Genomic DNA, 21,267 nt, shown 5'->3' with positions numbered 1-21,267 from the left:
GAATCCTCTTCTCTCACCAGGACTGGGGGATGACCGGTGCGGGCTCCGTCGACGGAGGGACGCGGTACATCTCGAGGACCTGGGACATGATCTTGTTGAAGGTCGGAGCCGCAGCAGCCGACGTCTTGATGGTACTGGGCTTGGTGAACGTCACGACGACGACGTACTGCGGGTCCTCCGCGGGGGCGAGGCCGGCGACCGAGACGATGCGGTCGGAGCCGTACCCCGTGCCGTCGGACTTCGCGACCTCGGCGGTGCCGGTCTTGGCGCCGACGCGGTAGCCGGGGATGGTGAGGACGTCCTTGAGGTCGCCGTCGCTGACGACCTTCTCGATCATGTTCACGGTCGAGTCGGCCGCGGCGGGAGAGACCGCCTGGACGCCCTCGGTGCTCGGGGCCATCGTCACGGTGCCGTCGGGAGCGGTGCAGCCCTCGACGAGGGAGGTGGGGAGGCGCAGGCCGTGGTTGCCCAGGGTCTGGAAGATGCCCGCGACGTGCACGGCCGTCGTCTGGACGCCCTGGCCGAACATCGTGTTGATGCTCGTCTGCTGGTCCCAGTCGGAGGCGGGTCGGACGCCCGAGGTCGGCTCGCCGAGGAAGCCCACGGCGGTGGGCTCGTTCAGGCCGAACTTCACCATGTAGTCACGGCGCTGCTCCGCCGACAGGTTCTGGCCGAGCAGCGAGATGCCGACGTTCGAGGAGTCGCGGAGCACGCCCGTGAGGGTCAGCTGCTCGGTGGGGTGGAAGGTCGCGTCGTGGATCTCGCCGCCCCACGGGAAGGTGCGCGAGTAGGGCACGGTCACCCGGCTGGTGGGAGCGGCCTTGCCGGAGTCGAGGAGCATCGCGGCCGTCATCGCCTTGAAGGTGGAGCCGGGCTCGTAGGACGACGTGAACGCCTTCGAGCCGAGGTCCGCGACGTCCTTCGTGAGGTTCACGTCGTTGGGGTCGACCGCGGGCCAGTCGGCCACGGCGAGCAGCTTGCCCGTCTTGACCTCCTGGACGACCGCCGTGGCCGACTCCGCGCCGATCGCCTGGGCCTGCTCGGCGACGGCCTGCTGCGCCATGTACTGGAGGTCGGAGTCGATGGTGAGCGCCAGGGTGCCGCCGGGGGCCGCCTCCTGCGTGGTCACCGTGCTGCCGGGCAGCTGCACGCCGTCCGCGCCGCGCTCGTAGGTCTGGAGGCCGTCGGTGCCGGCCAGGCACTGGTCGGCGCTCAGCTCGAGCCCCGCCTGGGGGCCGTCCGTGCCGATGAAGCCGGTGAGGTTGCCGGCGACGGAGCCGTTCGGGTACGAGCGGGCCGACTGGCGCTCGTAGTAGAGCCACGAGACGCCGCTGTTCTTCAGGTCACGGACCGCGCGGAAGGCGTCGACGTCGACGCCCTTCACCAGGTAGGCGAAGTTCGCCTCGGGGTCGTCGGAGATGCTCTTCTGCATCGCGGCCTCGTCGCCGCCGGTGATGTCGGCGACGCGCGCCAGCACCTGCTCGACGGTGAGGGGCTGCTTGGAGGTCGTCCCGTCGGCCGCGGTCTCCGTGACCGTGACGTCCTCGGCGAAGGCCGGCGCGGCCGTGATGTTGTAGCGGGTGACGCTGCCCGCGAGGACGGTGCCGTCGGAGGAGACGATGTCGCCCCGGTCGCCGTAGGTGACCTGACGGATCTCGCGCTTGTTCAGCGACTGGGCGTTCAGCTCGGAGGCCTGGACGATCTGGATGTCGGCCAGCCGGACCACGAAGACGCCGACCAGCGCGATCACCACGGCCATCGCCAGGGTCGCGCGGAGTCGGCGGCTGCGGAGCTCGCTGTGCGGTCGGCCGCGACGGCCGCCGGTGCGGGGAGCAGGGTTCACGAGAGGTTCCTCACCGCGGACGGGCCGTCGTGCACCCACCGCTGTCGTCGTCCGGCACGCCCTCGCGGGCGCGCCGCTAGCGGGTCTCGGGAGCCGCCAGCTGGTTCGGGGCCGAGGCTACCGACGCATCGGCGTTCTGCGCGCCCGCCGCGCCCGGCGCGGCGGAGTCGGCGGCGGGAGCCGCTGCGGCGCCCGTGGCGTCGGCCGGGTCGGCCGTCGACGAACCGGCGGCGGCCTCGGCGGGGGCACCCGCCGGCGGCTGGGTGACGAGCGGGACGCCGTCGAGCAGCGTGTTCGGGATGAGGTTGTCGGTGCCGTCCGCCGCGCCGTCGGCGGGGGCGGGGACGCCGTGCACCGCACCGGTCGCCGGGTCGAGGTAGACCGGGTTCGAGTTGCGCACCATGCCGAGGCGCTCGGCGTTGTTCGCCACGTTCTGCGGCGACGACAGCACGTCGAGCTGCTCGGAGTACTTCTGCTGGTCGCGGGTCAGCTCGGACTTCTCGGCCTGCAGGTCGGAGATCGTGTAGGCGCCGTCGCTCAGGGCGATGCTGATGGCGAGCTGCCCGAGCAGCAGGACGAAGAGCGCCGCCGTGGCCACGAGCGCGTAGGCGATGCGCGGGCGGGCCCGGCGCTGCGCCCGGGTGGTGACGATCTCGACCGGAGCCCGGCGGGGGGCGCGGGCGGGCTGCGGGATCGGGCTGACGGCCGCGGTGCTCATGCTGCTCTCCGGATTCGTTCGGCGGCGCGGAGCCGCACGGGTCGTGCTCGGGGGTTCTCGTCGATCTCGGCGTCGGTGGCCAGCTCGGCACCCCGCACGAGGAGCTTGAACTCGGGGCGGTGCTCGGGCAGCTCGACAGGCAGCCCCTGGGGGGCCGTCGACGTCGTCCGGGCCGCGAGCTCGCGCTTGACGAAGCGGTCCTCGAGCGACTGGTACGCGAGGACGACGATGCGCCCGGCCTCGGCCAGGCGGTCGAGGGCCGCCGGCACCGCGGCCTCGAGCGAGGCCAGCTCGCCGTTGACCTCGATGCGCAGCGCCTGGAACACGCGCTTGGCCGGGTGACCGGCCCGCTGCAGGGCCATGGGCGTCGCCGCGATGAGGAGGTCGACCAGCTGGCCGCTGCGGACGAGCGGCGCCTCGAGGCGCTGCTCGACGATGCGGCGGGCGTAGCGCGGGGCCAGCTTCTCTTCTCCGTACTGGTAGAAGATGCGCCGCAGCTCGGACTCGGGGTACTCCGCGAGGATCCGCTCGGCCGTCACCGGGGCGGTCGGGTCCATGCGCATGTCGAGCGGGGCGTCCTTGGAGTAGGAGAAGCCGCGCTCGACCCGGTCGAGCTGGAGGGACGAGACGCCGAGGTCGAAGAGGACGGCGTCGACGGTGTCGTAGCCGAGGCCGTCGAGGGCGTCGGCCACCCCGTCGTAGCGGGTGTGGACGAGGCGCGCCCGCCCGCCGAAGCCGGCGAGCCGCTCCCCCGCGATGGCCAGCGCCTCGGTGTCGCGGTCGAGGCCGACGACGGTCAGCTCGGGGAACCTCTGCAGCATCGCCTCGCTGTGCCCGCCCATGCCGAGGGTCGCGTCGACGACGACGGCGCCGGGGCGAGACAGGGCGGGGGCGAGGAGCTCGAGGGTGCGCTCGAGGAGGACGGGGGTGTGGATCTGTTCTGCCATGGCGACGACGGTCTCGGGCTCCCGGGGCCTGATCCCCATCCCTCACGACCTGGCACCGGGGAAGGTGCGCCAGGGCGGACGGCTGGGAGTCAGACTCGAGGAACTAGAAGAGGCCGGGGATCACCTCCTCCGTGGTGTTGGCGAACGCGGCCTCCTGGGCCTCGTAGTAGGCGTCCCACGCCTCGGTGGCCCAGATCTCGGCACGGTTGCCCGCGCCGATCACGGTGAGCTCACGGCCGAGGCCGGCGTAGTCGCGCAGCTGCGCGGGGACGGTGACGCGGCCCTGCTTGTCGGGGACCTCGTCGCTGGCACCGGAGAGGAAGAGGCGCATGTAGTCGCGGCCCTCCTTGCTCGTGATCGGTGCCTGTCGGATGCGGTCGTGCATGCTCTCGAACTCGGCCTGGCTGAAGACGTAGACGCAACGCTCCTGGCCCCGGGTCATGACGAGGCCGGAGGCCAGCTCGTCACGGAACTTCGCGGGGAGGATGATGCGGCCCTTCTCGTCGAGCTTGGGCGAATAGGTGCCGAGGAACATGCCCTCTCCCCCTTCGCCCCCGCACCCGGTGGCACGTGCCTCCACTTTACTCCACAACGCACCACTCAGCAACGAGAAACGGCCCCGGAGGCGCGGGTCACCCCCTTCGATCCGCTCCAGTTCGGGGGTCACGAGAGTGGAGGACATCGGGCGTGCCCTGGGCGCGGCGGCGGGCCGGGAGCCCTCGAGCGGCCGCGGGCCCGCCCGCCGCAGGCGTCGGTGGAGCGAAGTGGAGGCGGGGTGGACGCGACGTGGAGACCCGTGGCCGGAGGCGACGCGCGCGACGACGCCCCCGGACACGACGAAGGGGCCGGCCCGGAGGCCGACCCCTGAGGTCGTGGTGCGCCGCGTGCGCGGGTGGGGCGTTACCGCCGGTCGCCGTCCTGTCGACGGTCCCAGCGGTCAGAGAAGCGGTCCATCATGCTGCCGCCACCGCCGCGCTGCGGGCGAGCCGCCGACGGACGAGCCGAGGTCGTGGGGGCCGGGGCGGGCGCGCCCCTGCGGCGAGGAGGTGCGATCGCGAACAGCGCGCCGGCGACGAGGATGACGAAGCCCAGGACGCCGACGAGCGGCCCGATCGGCGGGGTGCGGAGGATGACGCCGGTGACGATGACGGCGATGCCGACCAGAGCTGCGAGGACGCCCACGACGACCATCGTGTAGTTGGGACGGCCGCGGCCGCCGACCGTCGCCACGAAGTCGGAGTCGTTGCTGTAGAGGCTCCGCTCCATCTCTTCGAGGAGGCGCTGCTCCTGCTCGGAAAGCGGCATGGTGTTGTTCCCTTCGAACACAGGCCCCTCGGCCTCGGGATCGGCGCGATCGGTACGTGCGAGTGTATGCCTGGCCCCTGTGGCTAGGCTAGGCGCGTGGCTGAGAGTACGCGGTTAGTGGACGTCGTCCAAGAGCGCATCGACGCGTTCCTCGAGGGGCAGCGTCCTGCGCTCCGGAGCATCGCTCCGGACCTCGACCCGTTCGCCCTCTTCTCGAGCGATCTGCTCCGGGGCGGCAAGCGGTTCCGCGCGCTGTTCTGCTACTGGGGGTGGCAGTCGGTCGCCGGGCTCGACGTGGGCTTCGACCCGCTCGCCCGCAGTGTCGACGAGCGCTCCCTCGACGCCGTGATGGCCGCCTCCGTCGGCCTGGAGTTCTTCCACGCCGCCGCCCTCGTCCACGACGACATCATGGACAACTCCGACACCCGGCGCGGGCTGCCCGCGGCGCACCGCCGGTTCGAGGCCCTGCACCGCGACGGCGCGTGGCTCGGGTCGCCGGGGGCGTTCGGCACCTCCGGCGCCCTGCTGATGGGCGACCTGCTGCTCGCCTGGAGCGACGAGCAGGTGAGCGCCGCCCTCGACTCCCTCGCCTCCCGCGACGCTGCACGCTCGGCTCGCCGCGAGTTCAACCGGATGCGGACGGAGGTGACGGTCGGCCAGTACCTGGACATCCTCGAGGAGGGCGCGTGGCGGAGCGTGCCCGACGCGGAGCTCCTGCCGCGCGCCCAGCGCGTCATCGTCTACAAGTCGGCCAAGTACAGCGTGGAGGCGCCCCTCACGATCGGCGCCGCCATGGCCGGCGGGAGCGACGAGGCCCTCGCGGGCCTGCGCGCCTTCGGCCTGCCGCTCGGCATCGCCTACCAGCTGCGGGACGACATGCTGGGCGTGTTCGGAGACCCCGCCGTCACCGGGAAGCCCGCCGGGGACGACCTCCGCGAGGGCAAGCGCACCGTCCTGGTGGCGACCGCACGGCGCGAGCTGCCGTCGTCGGCGGTGCGGCTGCTCGACGAGCTGCTCGGCGACCCCGACCTCGACGACGACCAGATCGGCGTGCTGCAGGCCACGCTCCGCGAGAGCGGGGCGGTCGACGCGGTGGAGCGATCGATCTCGGACCAGGTGGAGCGGGCCCTGCAGGCCCTCGACCGCGCCGACCTGGCGCCGTCCGCCCGGTCGCAGCTGGCACGTCTCGCGGAGACGGTCACCCGCCGCGACTACTGAGCGTCCGTCGCCGACCGGGAGGGCCCGCCAGCCGGGCGCGGCCGCGCTAGAGCAGGCTCTGGGCGACGCGCCGCACCTCGGCCTTCCGGCCGGCGCGCAGTGCGTCGACCGGGCTGGTGCCGAGCGACTCCTCGACGGAGAGCATCCAGTCGATCGCCTCGTCGTCGGTGAAGCCGTTGTCGGCGAGGACGGTCGCGGTGCCGCGCAGCTCGTGCATCGGCTCGCCGTCGACGACGAAGACCGCGGGGACCTTCGTGACGCCGCCGACCTTGGTCGCGAGCAGCACGTGCTCCTCGACGAGGCGGTGCACGCGGCTGACGCTGACGCCGAGCATCTCGACGAGGTCGGGGACGGTCAGCCACTCGGCGTCGGCGAACCAGGGCTTCTGGGAGAGATCTGTCACGTCACAACCTTGCCACGGCCGAGCCGCGGAGGGGAACGTCGCGCGCGCCGAGTCACATCCGTCACTCCCGTCACACTGATTGACTTGGTTCTCCTTCTGTGTCAGCTTGGTGCGATCGAGACATGTCGCCGGGGGCCAGGCCACGGCCGTGTCGGACTCCCCGAGCCGAGGATCACCTCATGAACGACAACGCCCCGACCGGCACGACCGCCGCCGCCACGACCACGGCGGGCACGGCCTTCGCGCGGCCCGCGCTCGTGCCCGACGACGGCCGGGCGATGAGCAGGGTCGCCCGCTCGATGCTCAACACCGTCCCGATCGTGCTCGCGGGCTCGATGGCCCTCGGGCTCACCGGCCCCGTCGCCTCGGTCGACCACGCGCCGCGCCCCGTGAAGGAGCCTCACGCGACCCCCCGCCCCACGCTGCCGACGACTCCCCCGGTGGCCGAGGCAGCGCAGGAGGCGGTGGTCCAGACCGCGGCCGCGACCGCCCCGTCGAGCTACACCGTGAAGTCCGGCGACACCGTCGCCAGCATCGCGGGCTCGTTCGGCCTCAGCACGGCCAGCGTCCTCGCGCTCAACGGCCTGAGCTGGAAGTCGACCATCTTCCCCGGGCAGACGCTGAGCCTGGTGGCCGGCGCCGTCGCGGCCCCCAGCGTCCCCGTGAGCAGCACCCGCGCCTCCTCGTCACCGACCCGCTACACGATCGCCCGCGGCGACACCCTCAGCTCCATCGCGGGAGCCCACGGCGTCAGCACGAGCGCGCTCCTGCAGGCGAACGGGCTCTCCTGGTCGAGCATCATCTACCCCGGCCAGCAGCTCGCCCTGCCCGGTGCCGCCGCCCCCGCACGCAGCACGCCGGCGCCGACCACCTCGACGCCGCCCGCCGCGTCGACGGGCTCCTCGTCGTACATCATCCGGTCGGGCGACACCGTGGCGTCGATCGCGGCCCGGACGGGCGTCAGCACGAAGGCGCTCCTGGCCGCAAACCGCCTCAGCTTCACCAGCACGCGCTGACGATCCCCTCCACGAGCAGCACGGCGAGCGGCACGACGTCGGCGCCCGCGACGACCGTCGTCGCCACGTCGGCGACGCCCCTCACGGTCGGCACCGCCCTCACCGCCGAGCAGCAGGGCAACGCCCGCACGATCATCCGCGTCGGCCGGGAGCTGGGCGTGGGCGACCGCGCGATCGTCGTCGCCCTGGCCGCGGCGGCGCAGGAGTCGAGCCTCCGGAACATCGACTGGGGCGACCGCGACTCGGTGGGCCTCTACCAGCAGCGACCCAGCACGGGGTGGGGCACGGTCGCGCAGCTGACCGACCCCGTCCACGCGACCAAGCTCTTCTTCGGCGGCCGCACCAACCCCAACGTCGGCAAGACCCGGGGCCTCCTCGACGTGAAGGGCTGGTCGGGCATGTCGCTCACCGCCGCGGCCCAGGCCGTCCAGCTCTCGGCGCACCCGACCGCGTACGCCAAGTGGGAGGGGCCCGCCGCCTCCTGGCTCGCGACCCTGGGCTGAGCCCCGCCGACGCGCGCGTTCTTGCTGCCCCGCCGGTGAGTCCGCGCTGCCCGCGCCGGGCGAGTCCGTAGAATCTGCGGGGTGAGCGTGAACCAGACTGACCCGATGATCGGCCGTCTCATCGACGATCGTTACCAGGTCCGCTCACGCATCGCCCGGGGCGGCATGGCCACCGTGTACCTCGCCACCGACCTGCGGCTCGAACGTCGCGTCGCGATCAAGATCATGCACGGCCACCTCGCCGACGACGCCTCCTTCAAGGAGCGCTTCATCCAGGAGGCCCGCTCGGCCGCCCGGCTCGCCCACCCCAACGTGGTCAACGTCTTCGACCAGGGGCAGGACGACGACAGCGCGTACCTCGTCATGGAGTACCTGCCGGGCATCACGCTGCGCGAACTGCTCCAGGACCACTCCGTGCTCACGAGCGAGCAGGCGATGGACATCCTCGAGGCGGTGCTGGCCGGCCTCGCCGCCGCGCACCGCGCCGGCATCGTGCACCGCGACCTCAAGCCCGAGAACGTGCTGCTGGCCGACGACGGCCGCATCAAGATCGGCGACTTCGGGCTCGCTCGCGCCGCCACCGCGAACACCGCCACCGGTGCGGCCCTGCTCGGGACGATCGCGTACCTGTCGCCCGAGCTGGTCACGCGCGGCATCGCCGACACCCGCAGCGACATCTACGCCCTCGGCATCATGCTCTACGAGATGCTCACCGGCGAGCAGCCCTACAAGGGCGAGCAGCCGATGCAGATCGCCTACCAGCACGCCAACGACACGGTGCCCGCACCGAGCCTCGTCGCACCGGGCGTGCCGGTGGAGCTCGACGAGCTCGTGCTCTGGGCCACGGCCCGTGACCCCGAGCACCGCCCCCGCGACGCCCGCGCGCTGCTCGAGCAGCTCGTCGACGTGCAGCGGGCGTTGGCCGACCCGGCGGGCGCGAGGCCCCCGCAGCGCACGATGGTGCTGCCGCCCGCCCCCGCGACGTCGCCGACCTCGGCGACGTCCGTGCTCCCCCACGGTGCGACGGGCGAGACGCACGTCCTCCCTCGGGCGCGCCACCGGACAGGGCCCGTCCCGCCCCCGCAGGCCGCCAACGTCGACAAGCTCGCCGCGGTGGCTGCCCGTCGTCGTCGCCGGGGCGCCGTGTGGCTCTCTCTCGTCGTCGTGCTCGCCCTGCTGGCCGGCGGCGCCGGCTGGTGGTTCAGCGCCGGACCCGGCGCGCAGGTCGCCGTCCCGGACGTCGCCGGCCAGGACCCGGCCACGGCGACGAGCGCCCTGGAGGCCGCGGGCCTCACCGTGGCGGGCGACCAGCGGCCCGACTTCTCCCCCACCGTCCCGGCGGGCCAGGTCACGGGGACCGATCCGTCGGCCGCCTCGCGCATCACGCGGGACCGCCCCGTCACGCTCCTCGTCTCGCAGGGCCCCGAGCAGCTGGACTTCCCCGTGGTCGTCGGACTGTCCGAGGACGACGCCCGCTCCGCCCTCGGGCAGTTCACCGTCCAGGAGTCCGCCCGGCAGTTCGACGACTCCGCCCCGGAGGGCACCGTGCTCGCCGTCAGCGGCGTGGACGCCGCCGGCGCGCCCGTCGATCTCGCCGCCGCCCCGCAGTACGGCGATCAGCAGCCGGTGACCCTCACGGTCTCCGCCGGCGCCGTCCCGGACGTCAGCGGCCAGCCGCTGGCTGATGCCCAGGCGGCCCTCGCCGCCGTGTCGCTGACCGGGGTCGAGGCGGGCACCGAGTTCAGCGACACCGTCGCCTCCGGCTCGGTCATCCGCAGCGCGGCCCAGGGCGAGGGCGCCGTCGTCCCCGGCGCCTCGATCGACCTCGTCGTCTCGAAGGGGCCGGCACCGGTCACCGTCCCGGACGTCACGGGCAAGACCATCGACGACGCCGTGGCCGACCTGCGTGCCCTCGGCCTCCGCGTGACCTACGACAAGTGCACGAACTTCACCTGCGCCTTCTTCGACTGGGAGGCGCGCCTCACCGTCACCGCGACGGACCCCGCCGCGGGCGGCACCGCCTCTCGCGGCTCCACCGTCACCCTGAGCTACCGGGTCGAGTAGCTCGCCCCCGACGCCTGACGCCCCGCCCTCTCGAGGAGGACGGGGCGTCAGGCGCAGGGGGATGCGGGAGGCGCGGGTCAGACGGCCGCCAGCTCCTCCGCGACGAGGAACGCGAGCTCGAGCGACTGCATGTGGTTGAGCCGCGGGTCGCAGAGCGACTCGTACCGCGTCGCCAGGGTGGCCTCGTCGATGTGCTCGGACCCGCCGAGGCACTCGGTCACGTCGTCGCCGGTCAGCTCGATGTGGATGCCGCCGGGGTGGGTGCCCGCGGCACGGTGCGACTCGAAGAAGCCCTTGACCTCGTCCATGATCTCCTCGAACCGACGCGTCTTGTAGCCCGTCGGCGTCGTGAGGCCGTTGCCGTGCATCGGGTCGCTGACCCAGAGCGGCGTGGCGTCGGCGGCCGTGATGGCCTCGAGGAGGGGCGGCAGGGCGTCGCGGATCTTGCCCGCGCCCATGCGCGTGATGAAGGTCAGGCGGCCGGGCTCGCGGTCGGGGTCGAGCACGTCGATCAGCCGCAGCATGTCGTCGGGGGTCGTGCTCGGGCCGAGCTTGACGCCGATGGGGTTGCGCACCCGGGAGAGGAAGTCGACGTGGGCACCGTCGAGGTCGCGCGTCCGCTCACCGATCCAGACGAAGTGCGACGAGAGGACGTAGGGCGTGCCCGTGCGACTGTCGATGCGCGTCATGGGGCGCTCGTAGTCCATCAGCAGGCCCTCGTGGCTGGTGTAGAACTCGACGCGCTTGAGCTCGTCGAAGTCGGCCCCGGCGGCCTCCATGAAGCGGATGGCCTTGTCGATCTCACGGGCGAGGTTCTCGTACTGGGCGTTGGCGGGGTTCCGGGCGAAGCCCTTGTTCCAGCTGTGCACCTGGCGGAGGTCGGCGAAGCCGCCCTGCGTGAAGGCCCGGATGAGGTTGATGGTGGACGCGGAGGTGTGGTACCCCTTCACGAGGCGTGCCGGGTCGGCGCGCCGGGACTCGGGCGTGAAGTCGTAGCCGTTGACGATGTCTCCGCGGTACGCGGGCAGGGTCACGCCGTCACGGGTCTCGTCGTCGCTCGAGCGGGGCTTGGCGAACTGGCCGGCCATGCGGCCCATCTTGATGACGGGCATCGAGGCGCCGTAGGTCAGCACGACCGCCATCTGGAGGATGGTCTTGACCCGGTCTCGGATCTGGTCGGCCGTGGCCCCGGCGAAGGTCTCGGCACAGTCGCCGCCCTGCAGCAGGAACGCCCGCCCCTGCGCCGCCGCCGCGAGGCGCTCGCGGAGGGTGTCGACCTCGCCGGCGAAGACGAGGGGCGGCAGCGTGGCGAGCTCGGCCGAGGCGGCCTCGACGGCCGCGCCGTCGGGCCAGCGGGGCTGCTGCTTGATCGGCAGGGTGCGCCAGCGGTCGAGGCCCTCGAGCACGTCGGCGTCGGCGATGGCTGCGAACGGTTCAGGGGGCTGGACCACGGTCGTCCTTGCGTCTCGGCGGGGCGGAGCCAGTCGGTTCCGACGAGCGAGCTTATCGCGAAAGGGCCGCGCGCTTCTCCTTGACCGAGGAGGCGTACACGTCGGCGTACTCCTGGCCGCTCAGGGCCGCCAGCTCGTACATGATCTCGTCCGTGATGGACCGGAGGATGAACCGGTCGCCCTCCATGCCCTCGAACCGGCTGAAGTCGAGCGGCTCGCCGAAGACGACCCCGACGCGGCGGATCTTCGGGATCTTCGTGCCGGTCTGCATCACTTTCTCGGTGTCGATCATGGCGACCGGCACGACCGGCACGTGCCCCTCGAGGATCATCCGGGCGACGCCGGTGCGGCCCCGGTAGAGGCGGCCGTCGGGGCTGCGCGTGCCCTCGGGGTAGATGCCCAGCTGCTCGCCCCGCGCCAGGACCGCCAGGCCCGTCGCGAGCGACGCCTCCGACGCCTTGCCCCCCGAGCGGTCGATGGAGAGCTGGCCGGTCGCGGTGAAGAAGAGCCGCATGGCCCAGCCCTTGACGCCGCGCCCCGTGAAGTAGTCGCTCTTGGCGAGGAAGGAGATGCGGCGCTCGAGGGCCAGGGGAAGGAAGATCGAGTCGACGAACGACAGGTGGTTGCTCGCGAAGATGACGGCACCGGTCGCGGGCACGTTCTCGAGGCCGCGCACCCACGGGCGGAAGACGGTGAGGACGAGCGGGCTCGCCACGAACGTCTTGAGGAACCAGTACAGCATCGGGCGGAGCCTCTCTTCTCTGAGCGGTCGGAGCCTAGCGGCTCGCGGCGTGCACCCGCGCGAGGTCGGCGGCGCCGACGACGCCCGCGTCGTTGACGAGCTCGGCGATGACGAACTCGGGCTCGGGGTGGTACCCGCGCGCCGGCAGGTGCTCGAGGTAGGCAGCGCGGACGGGGGCGAGCAGCAGCTCGCCGGCCTGGGCGACGCCTCCGCCGAAGACGAAGACCTGGGGGTCGAGGATGGCGCTCAGCGACGCCGCGGCCTGGCCCAGCCAGGTGCCGAGCTGGCGGAGGGCCTCGAGGGCGCCCGGGTCCCCCGCCGTGAGCAGGTCGCTGACGTCGTGGCCGGTCAGCTCGCCCTTGCGCGTGCGGACCTCGGCGAGGGCGCTGCCGACCCCTCCCTGGTCGGCGACCTCGCCGGCCATCCGCAGGAGGGCCCGCCCCGAGCCGTACTGCTCGATGCAGCCGCGGGCCCCGCAGCCGCAGGGCAGCCCGTCGGGGACGATGCGCATGTGGCCGAGCTCGCCGCCCGTGCCGAAGCCGCCGCGCATGAGGCGGTCCTGGGCGACGACCGCCCCGCCGACGCCGGTGCCGATGGTGAGCATGGTCATGTCGCTGGCGAGGCGCCCGGCGCCGAACCGGAACTCGGCCCAGCCCGCGGCGTTCGCGTCGTTGTCGATCGTGATCGGGAGGTCGATGCGCTCCGCCAGACGGGCGCGCAGGGGCTCGTTCCGCCACGCGATGTTCGGCGTGTAGTAGACGGTGGACTGCGAGGCGTCGATGAAGCCGGGGGCGGCGACGCCCGCCGCGACCACGTCGGGGTGGGCGGCGCGGAGGGCGGTGATCATCTCGACCACGGCGTCCACGATGGCGGCGGAGTCGCCGGCCGGGGTCGGCACGCGACGCTCCTCGACGATCTCCCCGAGTTCGGTGACGACGCCACCCGCGATCTTCGTACCACCGATGTCGATTCCGATTGCCTGCACGAACAGGGAGTCTAGCCTCGCCCCGCCCGCGGGCTCGCCACCGGACGGGCCGGTCCGGCTAGGGTGAGGGGACCGTCGTTCGGTACCGAAGGAGCTGCCGTGAACGAGCACACCACCCCCCTGGCCGTCGAGCCGGACCCCGCCGCCAACGCCACCGACCTCCTGGTCGAGCGAGCGGCCCTCACCCCCGACGCTGCCCTCTTCGCCGTCCCCGACGGCGTCGGCGGCTGGCGTGACGTCACCGCGGGCGACTTCCTCGCCCAGGTCCGGGCCCTCGCGAAGGGCCTGGTCGCCGCGGGCGTCGAGCCCGGCGAGAAGATCGGGCTGATGTGCCGCACGCGCTACGAGTGGACGCTGGTCGACTTCGCGACGTGGTTCGCGGGCGCCCTGCTCGTGCCCGTCTACGAGACGAGCGCGCCGAGCCAGGTCCACTGGAACCTCAGCGACTCCGGGGCCACCGCGGTGATCGTCGAGACCGCCGACCACTTCGCCAAGTTCGACGAGGTCCACCCCGAGCTGCCCGACGTGCGGCACGTCTGGCAGATCGACCTCGGCGACCTCGAGAAGCTCGCGGCGTCGGGTGGGGGCGTGCCCGACGAAGAGATCGAGCGGAGGCGACGCCTGGCCACCGCGGCGGACGTCGCGACCATCATCTACACGTCGGGGACGACGGGCCGACCCAAGGGCTGCGTGCTGACCCACGGGAACTTCGTCGAGACGAGCCGCAACGCCGCCGTCGCCATGGGCGAGGTCGTCGCACCCGGGTCGTCGACCCTGCTGTTCGTCACCACCGCCCACGTCTTCGCGCGCTTCATCGCCGTCCTCTCCGTGCACGCGGGGGTCAAGGTCGGGCACCAGGCCGACACGAAGCAGCTGCTCCCCTCCCTCGCGTCGTTCCGGCCCACCTTCCTCCTCGCCGTGCCGCGGGTCTTCGAGAAGGTCTACAACTCGGCGGAGCAGAAGGCGGAGGCCGGCGGGAAGGGCGGGGTGTTCCGGCGGGCCGCGGCCGTCGCGGTGGCCCACAGCAAGGCGCTCGACGCCGGCGAGGTGCCCCTCGGCCTCAAGCTCCGCTTCGCCCTGTTCGACCGGCTCGTCTACAGCAAGCTCAAGAAGGCGATGGGCGGCCGGATCCGGTACGCGGTCTCCGGCTCCGCCCCGCTCGGCACGCGCCTCGGACACTTCTTCCGCAGCCTCGACATCCGGGTGCTCGAGGGCTACGGCCTCACCGAGACGACGGCCCCGGCGACGGTCAACCTCGTCTCGCGCTTCAAGATCGGCACGGTCGGCCCGGCGCTGCCGGGGGTCTCCGTCCGCATCGACGACGACGGGGAGGTGCTCGTGCGCGGCGAGAACGTCTTCGCCGGCTACTGGCGCGACGAGGCGGCGACCGCCGAGGTGCTGCGCGACGGCTGGTTCCGCACGGGCGACCTCGGCAGCCTCGACGACGAGGGGTACCTGACCATCACGGGTCGCAAGAAGGAGATCATCGTCACCGCGGGCGGGAAGAACGTCGCCCCGGCGGCCCTCGAGGACCCGATCCGGGCGAACCCGCTCGTCGGTCAGGTCGTCGTCGTCGGCGACCAGAAGCCGTTCGTCAGCGCCCTCGTGACCCTCGACGCCGAGATGCTGCCCGTCTGGCTCAACAACGCGGGCGAGGCGGCGGACATGCCGCTGGCCGAGGCCGCCCGGCACCCCAAGGTGCTCGCCGAGGTGCAGCGGGCCGTCGACGTGGCGAACGACGCCGTCTCGAGGGCCGAGTCGATCCGCAAGTTCGTGGTGCTGCCGGTGGAGCTCACCGAGGCCGCGGGCCACCTGACGCCGAAGATGAGCGTCAAGCGCGCGGTGGTCGTGCGCGACTTCGCCCAGGAGATCGCCGACCTCTACACGGTCTTCCCGACCACGGAGTCCGTGCGCACCGTCCCGGACGCCCCGACGGGGCGCCGGGGCCGGTGACCCCGGCGCACTCCCCCGCCGAGGCTCCTCAGACCGCCCGACAGGACAGCGTCGGGTTCTCTCCTCCCGCGTCGTCGATCGCGTAGACGCACACCGTCGATCCAGGCCGTGCCGTGACGGTCCGCTCGAAGCCGTGCGCGCCGCCCCACTCCGGGTAGGCGCGAGCGATGTCGGTTCGCTGAACCGACGCGGAGGTCGTCCCGGCGGCGCGGCCGTCGACGTAGACGTGCACGTCGATCGAGCGCGCCGTGTCGGGGTCGAGCGCCCAGCCCCGTACGGTCACCTGGTCGCCCGAGCGGACGGCCGTGTCGAACGCCCCGAGCGGGCGTGGGTCGAGGGTCACCGTGCGGCAGCCGAGGGCGGTGTTGGTCCCTCCGGCCGTGTCGATGCCGTAGGTGCACGCCTGGTACGTCCCGGCCCCCCTGGCCATGTCCACGCGGTAGCCGTGGGCCTCGCCGTAGGACGGCCACGAGCGTGCGACGTCGGGGCGTGGGCGGTCGGCGGTGCCCTGCACGCCCTTCGCGCCCGCGTACAGGTGCACCGCGATGGGATCAGCCGCGTCCGGGTCGAGCGCCCAGCCCTCGGCCCGGAGTCCCCCGGGGATGCGCACGACCGTGTCGAGGGCACCCACGGGAGCCGAGGTGACGTCCACGTCACGGCAGCCCAGGTCGACGTCCTGGCCCGGCCCGACGTCGACCGCCACAGCGCACACGCTGTGCCGTCCGGAGGCGAGGGCCACGGTGGCGGTCCACCCCGTCCCGAGCGGCGCTCCCGGCACGGACCGTTGGACGTCCGGGCGGGGCTGCCCGGTCGTGACCGTCGTGAGGAGACCACCGCCGCGACCGTCCGTCAGACGCACCTGCACGGGCTGGGTCGTGTCGGGGTCGTGAGCCCAGCCCCGCAGGGTCGCTCCGCCGGGCCCTCGGACGATCTGGTCGACGCTGCCGCGCGGATCGCGAGCGACGTCCCGGAGCATCGTCACCGCCGTCCGGGAGAAGGCGAGGGCTCCCCCACCGGCGGGGTGCCGGAGGACGACCTCGACGCGGTACGACCCCTGGGGGCGACTGCCGAGGTCGAACGGGACCGAGTTGACGCCCTGCGCGACCGCGACCCCGGACGCGATCGTCTCGTAGGGCGTCCCCGGCGCACCCGTGCCGACCTTGACGTCGGCCGTCGTGCCCGGCACCCACGCCGCGTCGTGGAACCGCACGGTCGTCGCCTGCCGTGCCTCGGGATCGGCGCGCAGCGAGAAGGACCGCAGGTTCCACGTCGCCGCGCCCGGGTCCTCGTTCGGATCGAACCGGAGCGACGTCACCGTCTGACCGGCCCAGCCCACCCGCGGCCCGCCGGACTCCGGGTCCGTGACGTCACCGGCGGCGAGGTCGAGCGAGACGGTCCTCCCGTTGGCCCGCGACCACGTGAGGATGTCGTCGCTGACCTGGGGAGTGGTCGTCGAGGCGGTGTTCCAGATGACCCGGGCCATCTTGCCCCCGCCAGGGGTCTCCTCCAGCGAGAACGGCTCGTCGTAGGTGAGGTCGAAGCTCAGGTGGTGGAAGCGCGACGCGTCGAACGGCGAGACCGGGAAGAGCACCTGCGGGTCGTTCCGCACCGGAGACCCGTTCGTGGCCGTCATCCCCCGGGTGCCGTAGCCCGACACGCCGGCGTTGACGACCCGCACGCCCGGGACCGCGGACGTGAACGTCCACGGCGCCCCGCGCTGGGCACTGGCGAGGTCCTGTCCCTCGGACGGGACCGGGCTGTCGACCACGGGGATCGGGATGGGGTCGATGGTGACGTCGGGCCAGGCGCCGGGCGGGAGGCTCCCGTGCGGCCTCTCGGGCGCGAACAGCCGCATCCAGTCGAACGACGCGGAGACGGTGGCGGCGCCGTCGGGGAGCACGACGGGCTGCACCACGAGTCCCGTCACCTTCGTCGACGTCCACGGCACCTTCGCCGCGAGGACCGACGACGCGTCGAGACGGACGTCGTACACGTGGTCGCCGGGCACGAGCGGGAAGGTGAGGCCACCTCCGCACGCGGCCGAGAGCGATCGGCAGGTGAACCAGTACACGGCGCCGATGCCCCGGGCGGGCTGGTCCATCCGGAAGGACAGGTGCCGGTACCGGGACGAGTCGACGGGGGCGACCGCGCCGTCGCGGCCGTAGGGGAGCGACCCGGCGACGCTGGCGACGGGCTGGAACGTGGTCCCCGGACGGATCGCGATCGACATCCGGCCCCCGGAGACCGACAGGGACGGGGAGTTGGTCAGGTCGGTGTTCTGGTCCTCGGCGTTGGAGTAGTCCCACGGATCCCCGTAGGCCTCCGACGCGAAGTCCGGCGACTCGACCTCGACCGGGACCGCGGCGCTGGCCGGGCTGACGACAGCCACCTCCGGGACGAGCACGAGGGGCACCGCCAGGGCCGCCCCCGCCACCCAGGCAGCGATCACCCGACCGCGTGCCGTCTTCCGTGCGTTCCCGCTGTTGTTCGCAGACCTCATGACAGGCTCCCTGATCCTGGACGTCGTCGCCCCCGGCCCCACTGTAGGTGGCGGTGCCCGCGGACCGGAACGCCCCGTGCGGGGTGCATCCGCCCTACGCGCGCCACCAGTCGCTGGCCCGGATCTGGCGCATCGCATCGCGCTTCGTCTCGGGCTCCAGGGTCATCACGTAGAGGGTGCCGGCCAGGTGGTCCGTCTCGTGCTGCAGCGCCTGGGCCATCAGGCCCGTGCCCTCCAGCACCACGCGGTCGCCGGCGAGGTCGACCCCCTCGACCCGGGCGTACGACCACCGCGGGGTGGGGAACCAGAAGCCGGGCACCGAGAGGCAGCCCTCGTCGACGAGCTCCCGCTCGCCGGAGGCCTCGACGACCACGGGGTTGAGCACGTAGCCGACCTCTCCGTCGACGTTGTAGCTGAAGGCGCGCAGGTCGACCCCGATCTGGGGCGCGGCCACGCCGGCGCGCCCCGGCTCCCGCACGGTGTCGAGGAGGTCGGCGACGAGGGAGTCGAGCCGGGGGTCGCCGACGACGACGGGGTCGGCCGGGGAACGGAGGACGGGGTCGCCGAAGAGGCGGATGGTTCTGACGGTCACCCCCCTACTCCACCATGCCGCGCCCCCTCCGCGCGTCCACCCGCCGCGTGCCGCGCGGACGACGTGCAGGCGTCTCGACGCCGGGGACGGTATCGTCGTGGTCGTGCATGTACTCAGCGTCAGTTCTCTCAAGGGCGGCGTCGGCAAGACGACCGTGACGCTCGGGCTCACGTCGGCGGCCTTCGCCAAGGGCCTCCGTACCCTGGTGGTCGACCTCGACCCGCAGTCCGACGTCTCGACGGGCCTCGACATCACCGTCGCGGGCCACCTCAACGTGGCCGACGTCCTCGCCTCCCCCAAGGAGAAGACCGTCCGCGCCGCGATCGCGCCGAGCGGCTGGACCAAGGGCCGCCAGGGCAAGATCGACGTCATGATCGGCAGCCCGTCGGCGATCAACTTCGACGGCCCGCACCCGTCGATCCGCGACATCTGGAAGCTCGAGGAGGCCCTGGCGAACGTCGAGGCCGACTACGACCTCGTCCTGATCGACTGTGCCCCGTCGCTCAACGCGCTCACCCGCACCGCCTGGGCCGCGTCCGACCGCGTCACCGTCGTGACCGAGCCCGGCCTGTTCAGCGTGGCCGCGGCCGACCGCGCGCTCCGGGCCATCGAGGAGATCCGTCGCGGGCTGTCACCGCGCCTCCAGCCCCTCGGCATCATCGTCAACCGCGCGCGCGTGCAGTCCATCGAGCACCAGTTCCGCATCAAGGAGCTCCGCGACATGTTCGGCCCCCTCGTGCTGAGCCCCCAGCTGCCGGAGCGCACCTCCCTGCAGCAGGCCCAGGGCGCCGCGAAGCCGCTCCACGCGTGGCCCGGCGAGAGCGCCCAGGAGATGGCCCGCAACTTCGACCAGCTGCTCGAGCGCATCATGCGCACGGCGAAGATCGGCGACTACGCGGAGCCCGCGGCCCGCTGATCGACGGCGCCCCTCCACGACGACGGCCCCCTCGCACCTCACGGTGACGAGGGGGCCGTCTCGACGTGGAGGCCGGCGGGCCGGTCAGCTGGCGCGGGTGCCGCGACGCGCCGCGAGCTCGTCGGAGGGGTCGGCGGCGGGCGTGCTGTCGAGCTCGACGAGGCTGGTCTCCACCTCGCGGAGGACCTTGCCCACGGCGATGCCGAAGACGCCCTGGCCGCGGCTGACGAGGTCGATGACCTCGTCGTCGGACGTGCAGAGGTAGACGCTGGCGCCGTCGCTCATCAGCGTGGTCTGCGCGAGGTCGTTGACCCCGGACTCGCGGAGCTGGTTCACGGCCGTCCGGATCTGCTGCAGCGAGATGCCCGTGTCGAGGAGGCGCTTCACGAGCTTGAGCACGAGGATGTCGCGGAAGCCGTAGAGGCGCTGCGAGCCGGAGCCGGCGGCGCCGCGGATGGTGGGCTCGACGAGCCCGGTGCGGGCCCAGTAGTCGAGCTGGCGGTAGCTGATCCCGGCGGCGCGGGCGGCGACGGTGCCGCGGTAGCCGCTGTCGGAGTCGAGCTCGGGCAGGCCGTCCGTGAACAGGAGTCCCAGCTCGTAGCGGGAATCCTCGGGGGACCCTGACTCACTCATGCAGCTGCCTTCCACTGTTCTTCGTCCAGACCCGTAACGTTCAACATCGGGTTGATGGTTTGACCAAGACCCAAGGTACCCACACGAGGCGTCGGACGAGGCGACATCCGCCCGGAGCAGTCGGCGTGTCGAGGATATTCCTCCGCCGCCCCGCCGTCTACGTGTCGAGGCGCTCGAGGGCGGTGCGGAGCAGCGCGCCGCGGACGACGTCGAGCTGCTCGGTGATCTCGCGCGAGAGCTCGGCGACACGGGCACGGCCGGCGGCGTCGCGGCGACGAGCGACCGACGAGAGCGCGTTCTCGACGAGGCCCAGGTCGCGTTCGACGGAGGATCGGACGCCCCGGAGGTGCCTCGGCTCGATGCCCGACCGCGACAGCTCGACGAGGGCGGAGAGCATCGTCACGGCGTCGTCGCCGTACACGTCGGACGGGGCCACGAGGGAGGCGCTGATCGCGTCGTCGAGGAGGCCCGCGGAGGCGCCGGTCCGGTCGAGCAGCTCGTCGCGCGTGACGCGGCGGGGGTGCGACACGATCGACACGGGGGCCGAGCCGGTGGGCAGCGAGGTGGGGCGGCCGGCGTCGAGGTCGTCGAGGTGCTGGCGGATGACCTTGAGCGGCAGGTAGTGATCGCGCTGCAGGCCGAGGATGAAGCGCAGGCGCTCGACGTCGGCCGGCGAGAACTTGCGGTAGCCGGAGGGCGTGCGCACCGGCGTGACGAGCTGGCGCTCCTCCAGGAAGCGCAGCTTGCTGTTGCTGAGGTCGGGGAACTCCGACTTGAGCCGCGCGAGCACCTGGCCGATGGTGAGCAGGTCGACGGGACCCGACTCGGCGGAGCGAGCGGCGGAGGAGCGGGGCACTACCCGATCGCCAGCTTGGCGAGGTCGACGCGCGAGGCGTAGAAGGTCAGACGGAACTTGCCGACCTGCACCTCGGCGCCGTCGCTGAGCAGGGCCTCGTCGATGCGGGTGCCGTCGAAGTACGTGCCGTTCAGCGAGCCGAGGTCACGGACGGTGAACGTCGTGCCCGAGCGGCGGAACTCCGCGTGCTTGCGGCTGACCGTCACGTCGTCGAGGAAGATGCCCGCGTCGGGGTGGCGACCGGCCACGGTGACGTCGGAGTCGAGGAGGAACCGGGCGCCGATGTTGGGGCCGCGGCGGACCACGAGGAGGGCGGACCCGGAGGGGAGGGCCGTGACGGCCTCGCGCTCGTCGGTGGAGACGCCGCCCTCGAGGGCGGCGAGCTGCGCCTGGAACTCCTCGTTGAAGCTGAGGGTCGTGTCGACCCCCGACGGTGCCGGGTCGGACGCGTGGCCCTGGTGAGCACGGGTGTGAACGTCGTCACCGTCGTGCGTGCCGGGGACGTTGTTGTCGGGCTCTGCCATCGTGGACCTCCTTCGGCGTCCCAGCGTATAGGAACTCGGACCGCCGACGGGAACCGGATCCGCCCTCGGAGGCCGCCCGGGGGCGACGGGGCGTCCGA

At 72.8% G+C, this 21,267-nt stretch carries 20 protein-coding genes; 6 read left to right on the top strand and 14 right to left on the bottom strand.

The window, feature by feature from the left end; genetic code table 11:
- Window positions 1-13 precede the first annotated feature (13 nt).
- From IFT45_RS07805 to IFT45_RS07785, 5 genes are all read right to left on the bottom strand, one after another.
- Window positions 14-1,843, bottom strand: coding sequence for a peptidoglycan D,D-transpeptidase FtsI family protein (locus IFT45_RS07805; RefSeq protein ID WP_371810908.1), 1,830 nt, complete (start codon window positions 1,841-1,843; stop codon window positions 14-16).
- 76 nt (window positions 1,844-1,919) lie between these two features.
- Window positions 1,920-2,561, bottom strand: coding sequence for a hypothetical protein (locus IFT45_RS07800; RefSeq protein ID WP_192127582.1), 642 nt, complete (start codon window positions 2,559-2,561; stop codon window positions 1,920-1,922).
- Window positions 2,558-3,508 (bottom strand): 16S rRNA (cytosine(1402)-N(4))-methyltransferase RsmH, encoded by a 951-nt coding sequence (gene rsmH, locus IFT45_RS07795; protein WP_082514472.1) that lies wholly within the window; start codon window positions 3,506-3,508, stop codon window positions 2,558-2,560. The genes IFT45_RS07800 and rsmH overlap by 4 nt, the downstream gene beginning before the upstream one ends.
- A gap of 103 nt (window positions 3,509-3,611) precedes the next feature.
- Entirely contained in the window at window positions 3,612-4,043 is a 432-nt protein-coding gene (gene mraZ, locus IFT45_RS07790; RefSeq protein WP_056055098.1) for a division/cell wall cluster transcriptional repressor MraZ, read from the bottom strand.
- Between the two features lie 365 nt (window positions 4,044-4,408).
- The gene (locus IFT45_RS07785) at window positions 4,409-4,813 is read right to left on the bottom strand and encodes a DUF3040 domain-containing protein (RefSeq protein WP_056055956.1); all 405 of its coding nucleotides are present in this window, start codon (window positions 4,811-4,813) and stop codon (window positions 4,409-4,411) included.
- A gap of 96 nt (window positions 4,814-4,909) precedes the next feature.
- On the opposite strand from IFT45_RS07785, the gene IFT45_RS07780 reads away from it, so the two are divergent.
- Window positions 4,910-6,031: a polyprenyl synthetase family protein gene (locus IFT45_RS07780; protein ID WP_056055101.1), complete on the top strand. Its 1,122-nt coding sequence runs from the start codon at window positions 4,910-4,912 to the stop codon at window positions 6,029-6,031.
- Between the two features lie 46 nt (window positions 6,032-6,077).
- On the opposite strand, the gene IFT45_RS07775 is transcribed toward IFT45_RS07780, so the two are convergent.
- Entirely contained in the window at window positions 6,078-6,434 is a 357-nt protein-coding gene (locus IFT45_RS07775) for an Rv2175c family DNA-binding protein (protein ID WP_369814257.1), read from the bottom strand.
- 179 nt (window positions 6,435-6,613) lie between these two features.
- Here IFT45_RS07775 and IFT45_RS17110 point away from each other — a divergent pair, with 179 nt between their 5' ends.
- The 3 genes from IFT45_RS17110 (at window position 6,614) to pknB (ending at window position 10,017) form a co-directional block, all read left to right on the top strand.
- On the top strand, window positions 6,614-7,450 hold the full coding sequence (locus IFT45_RS17110) for a LysM peptidoglycan-binding domain-containing protein (protein ID WP_244637824.1): 837 nt from the start codon (window positions 6,614-6,616) through the stop codon (window positions 7,448-7,450).
- A 158-nt stretch (window positions 7,451-7,608) separates the two neighbouring features.
- On the top strand, window positions 7,609-7,953 hold the full coding sequence (locus tag IFT45_RS17105; protein ID WP_244637823.1) for a hypothetical protein: 345 nt from the start codon (window positions 7,609-7,611) through the stop codon (window positions 7,951-7,953).
- A gap of 105 nt (window positions 7,954-8,058) precedes the next feature.
- On the top strand, window positions 8,059-10,017 hold the full coding sequence (gene pknB, locus IFT45_RS07765) for a Stk1 family PASTA domain-containing Ser/Thr kinase (RefSeq protein WP_197982313.1): 1,959 nt from the start codon (window positions 8,059-8,061) through the stop codon (window positions 10,015-10,017).
- Between the two features lie 77 nt (window positions 10,018-10,094).
- On the opposite strand, the gene IFT45_RS07760 is transcribed toward pknB, so the two are convergent.
- From IFT45_RS07760 to IFT45_RS07750, 3 genes are read right to left on the bottom strand one after another with little or no spacing between them, the layout of a single operon-like run.
- On the bottom strand, window positions 10,095-11,468 hold the full coding sequence (locus tag IFT45_RS07760) for a class II 3-deoxy-7-phosphoheptulonate synthase (RefSeq protein ID WP_056055107.1): 1,374 nt from the start codon (window positions 11,466-11,468) through the stop codon (window positions 10,095-10,097).
- Window positions 11,469-11,520: 52 nt separating this feature from the next.
- Window positions 11,521-12,210: a 1-acyl-sn-glycerol-3-phosphate acyltransferase gene (locus IFT45_RS07755; RefSeq protein WP_056055110.1), complete on the bottom strand. Its 690-nt coding sequence runs from the start codon at window positions 12,208-12,210 to the stop codon at window positions 11,521-11,523.
- A 34-nt stretch (window positions 12,211-12,244) separates the two neighbouring features.
- The gene (locus tag IFT45_RS07750) at window positions 12,245-13,195 is read right to left on the bottom strand and encodes an ROK family glucokinase (protein ID WP_056055112.1); all 951 of its coding nucleotides are present in this window, start codon (window positions 13,193-13,195) and stop codon (window positions 12,245-12,247) included.
- Window positions 13,196-13,294: 99 nt separating this feature from the next.
- Between IFT45_RS07750 and IFT45_RS07745 the strand changes: the two genes are divergently transcribed.
- Window positions 13,295-15,148, top strand: a complete 1,854-nt coding sequence (locus IFT45_RS07745; RefSeq protein ID WP_192045748.1) for an AMP-binding protein — start codon at window positions 13,295-13,297, stop codon at window positions 15,146-15,148.
- A gap of 28 nt (window positions 15,149-15,176) precedes the next feature.
- Here IFT45_RS07745 and IFT45_RS07740 read toward each other — a convergent pair whose 3' ends face one another.
- Window positions 15,177-17,597 (bottom strand): hypothetical protein, encoded by a 2,421-nt coding sequence (locus IFT45_RS07740; protein WP_192127578.1) that lies wholly within the window; start codon window positions 17,595-17,597, stop codon window positions 15,177-15,179.
- Window positions 17,598-17,742: 145 nt separating this feature from the next.
- The gene (locus tag IFT45_RS07735) at window positions 17,743-18,240 is read right to left on the bottom strand and encodes a peptide deformylase (protein WP_056055118.1); all 498 of its coding nucleotides are present in this window, start codon (window positions 18,238-18,240) and stop codon (window positions 17,743-17,745) included.
- Between the two features lie 103 nt (window positions 18,241-18,343).
- Here IFT45_RS07735 and IFT45_RS07730 point away from each other — a divergent pair, with 103 nt between their 5' ends.
- The gene (locus tag IFT45_RS07730; protein ID WP_056055961.1) at window positions 18,344-19,156 is read left to right on the top strand and encodes a ParA family protein; all 813 of its coding nucleotides are present in this window, start codon (window positions 18,344-18,346) and stop codon (window positions 19,154-19,156) included.
- 84 nt (window positions 19,157-19,240) lie between these two features.
- Here the strand turns inward: IFT45_RS07730 and IFT45_RS07725 are convergent, their stop codons facing one another.
- The 3 genes from IFT45_RS07725 to IFT45_RS07715 all read right to left on the bottom strand — a co-directional run bounded on the left by IFT45_RS07725 (window position 19,241) and on the right by IFT45_RS07715 (window position 21,169).
- On the bottom strand, window positions 19,241-19,789 hold the full coding sequence (locus IFT45_RS07725) for a MerR family transcriptional regulator (RefSeq protein ID WP_056055120.1): 549 nt from the start codon (window positions 19,787-19,789) through the stop codon (window positions 19,241-19,243).
- Between the two features lie 157 nt (window positions 19,790-19,946).
- Window positions 19,947-20,645, bottom strand: a complete 699-nt coding sequence (locus IFT45_RS07720) for a MerR family transcriptional regulator (protein WP_056055123.1) — start codon at window positions 20,643-20,645, stop codon at window positions 19,947-19,949.
- Complete coding sequence (locus tag IFT45_RS07715; RefSeq protein ID WP_056055126.1) at window positions 20,645-21,169, bottom strand: FHA domain-containing protein; 525 nt, start codon at window positions 21,167-21,169, stop codon at window positions 20,645-20,647. Before IFT45_RS07715 ends, IFT45_RS07720 begins: the two co-directional genes overlap by 1 nt.
- Window positions 21,170-21,267: the final 98 nt, after the last annotated feature.

This window comes from Frigoribacterium sp. CFBP 13707, assembly GCF_014842245.1.
In the GTDB taxonomy this organism is placed as follows: Bacteria; Actinomycetota; Actinomycetes; order Actinomycetales; family Microbacteriaceae; genus Frigoribacterium; species Frigoribacterium endophyticum.
The sequence above is the reverse complement of the archived record's forward strand: the minus strand, read 5'-3'. Positions and strand labels throughout refer to the sequence as shown.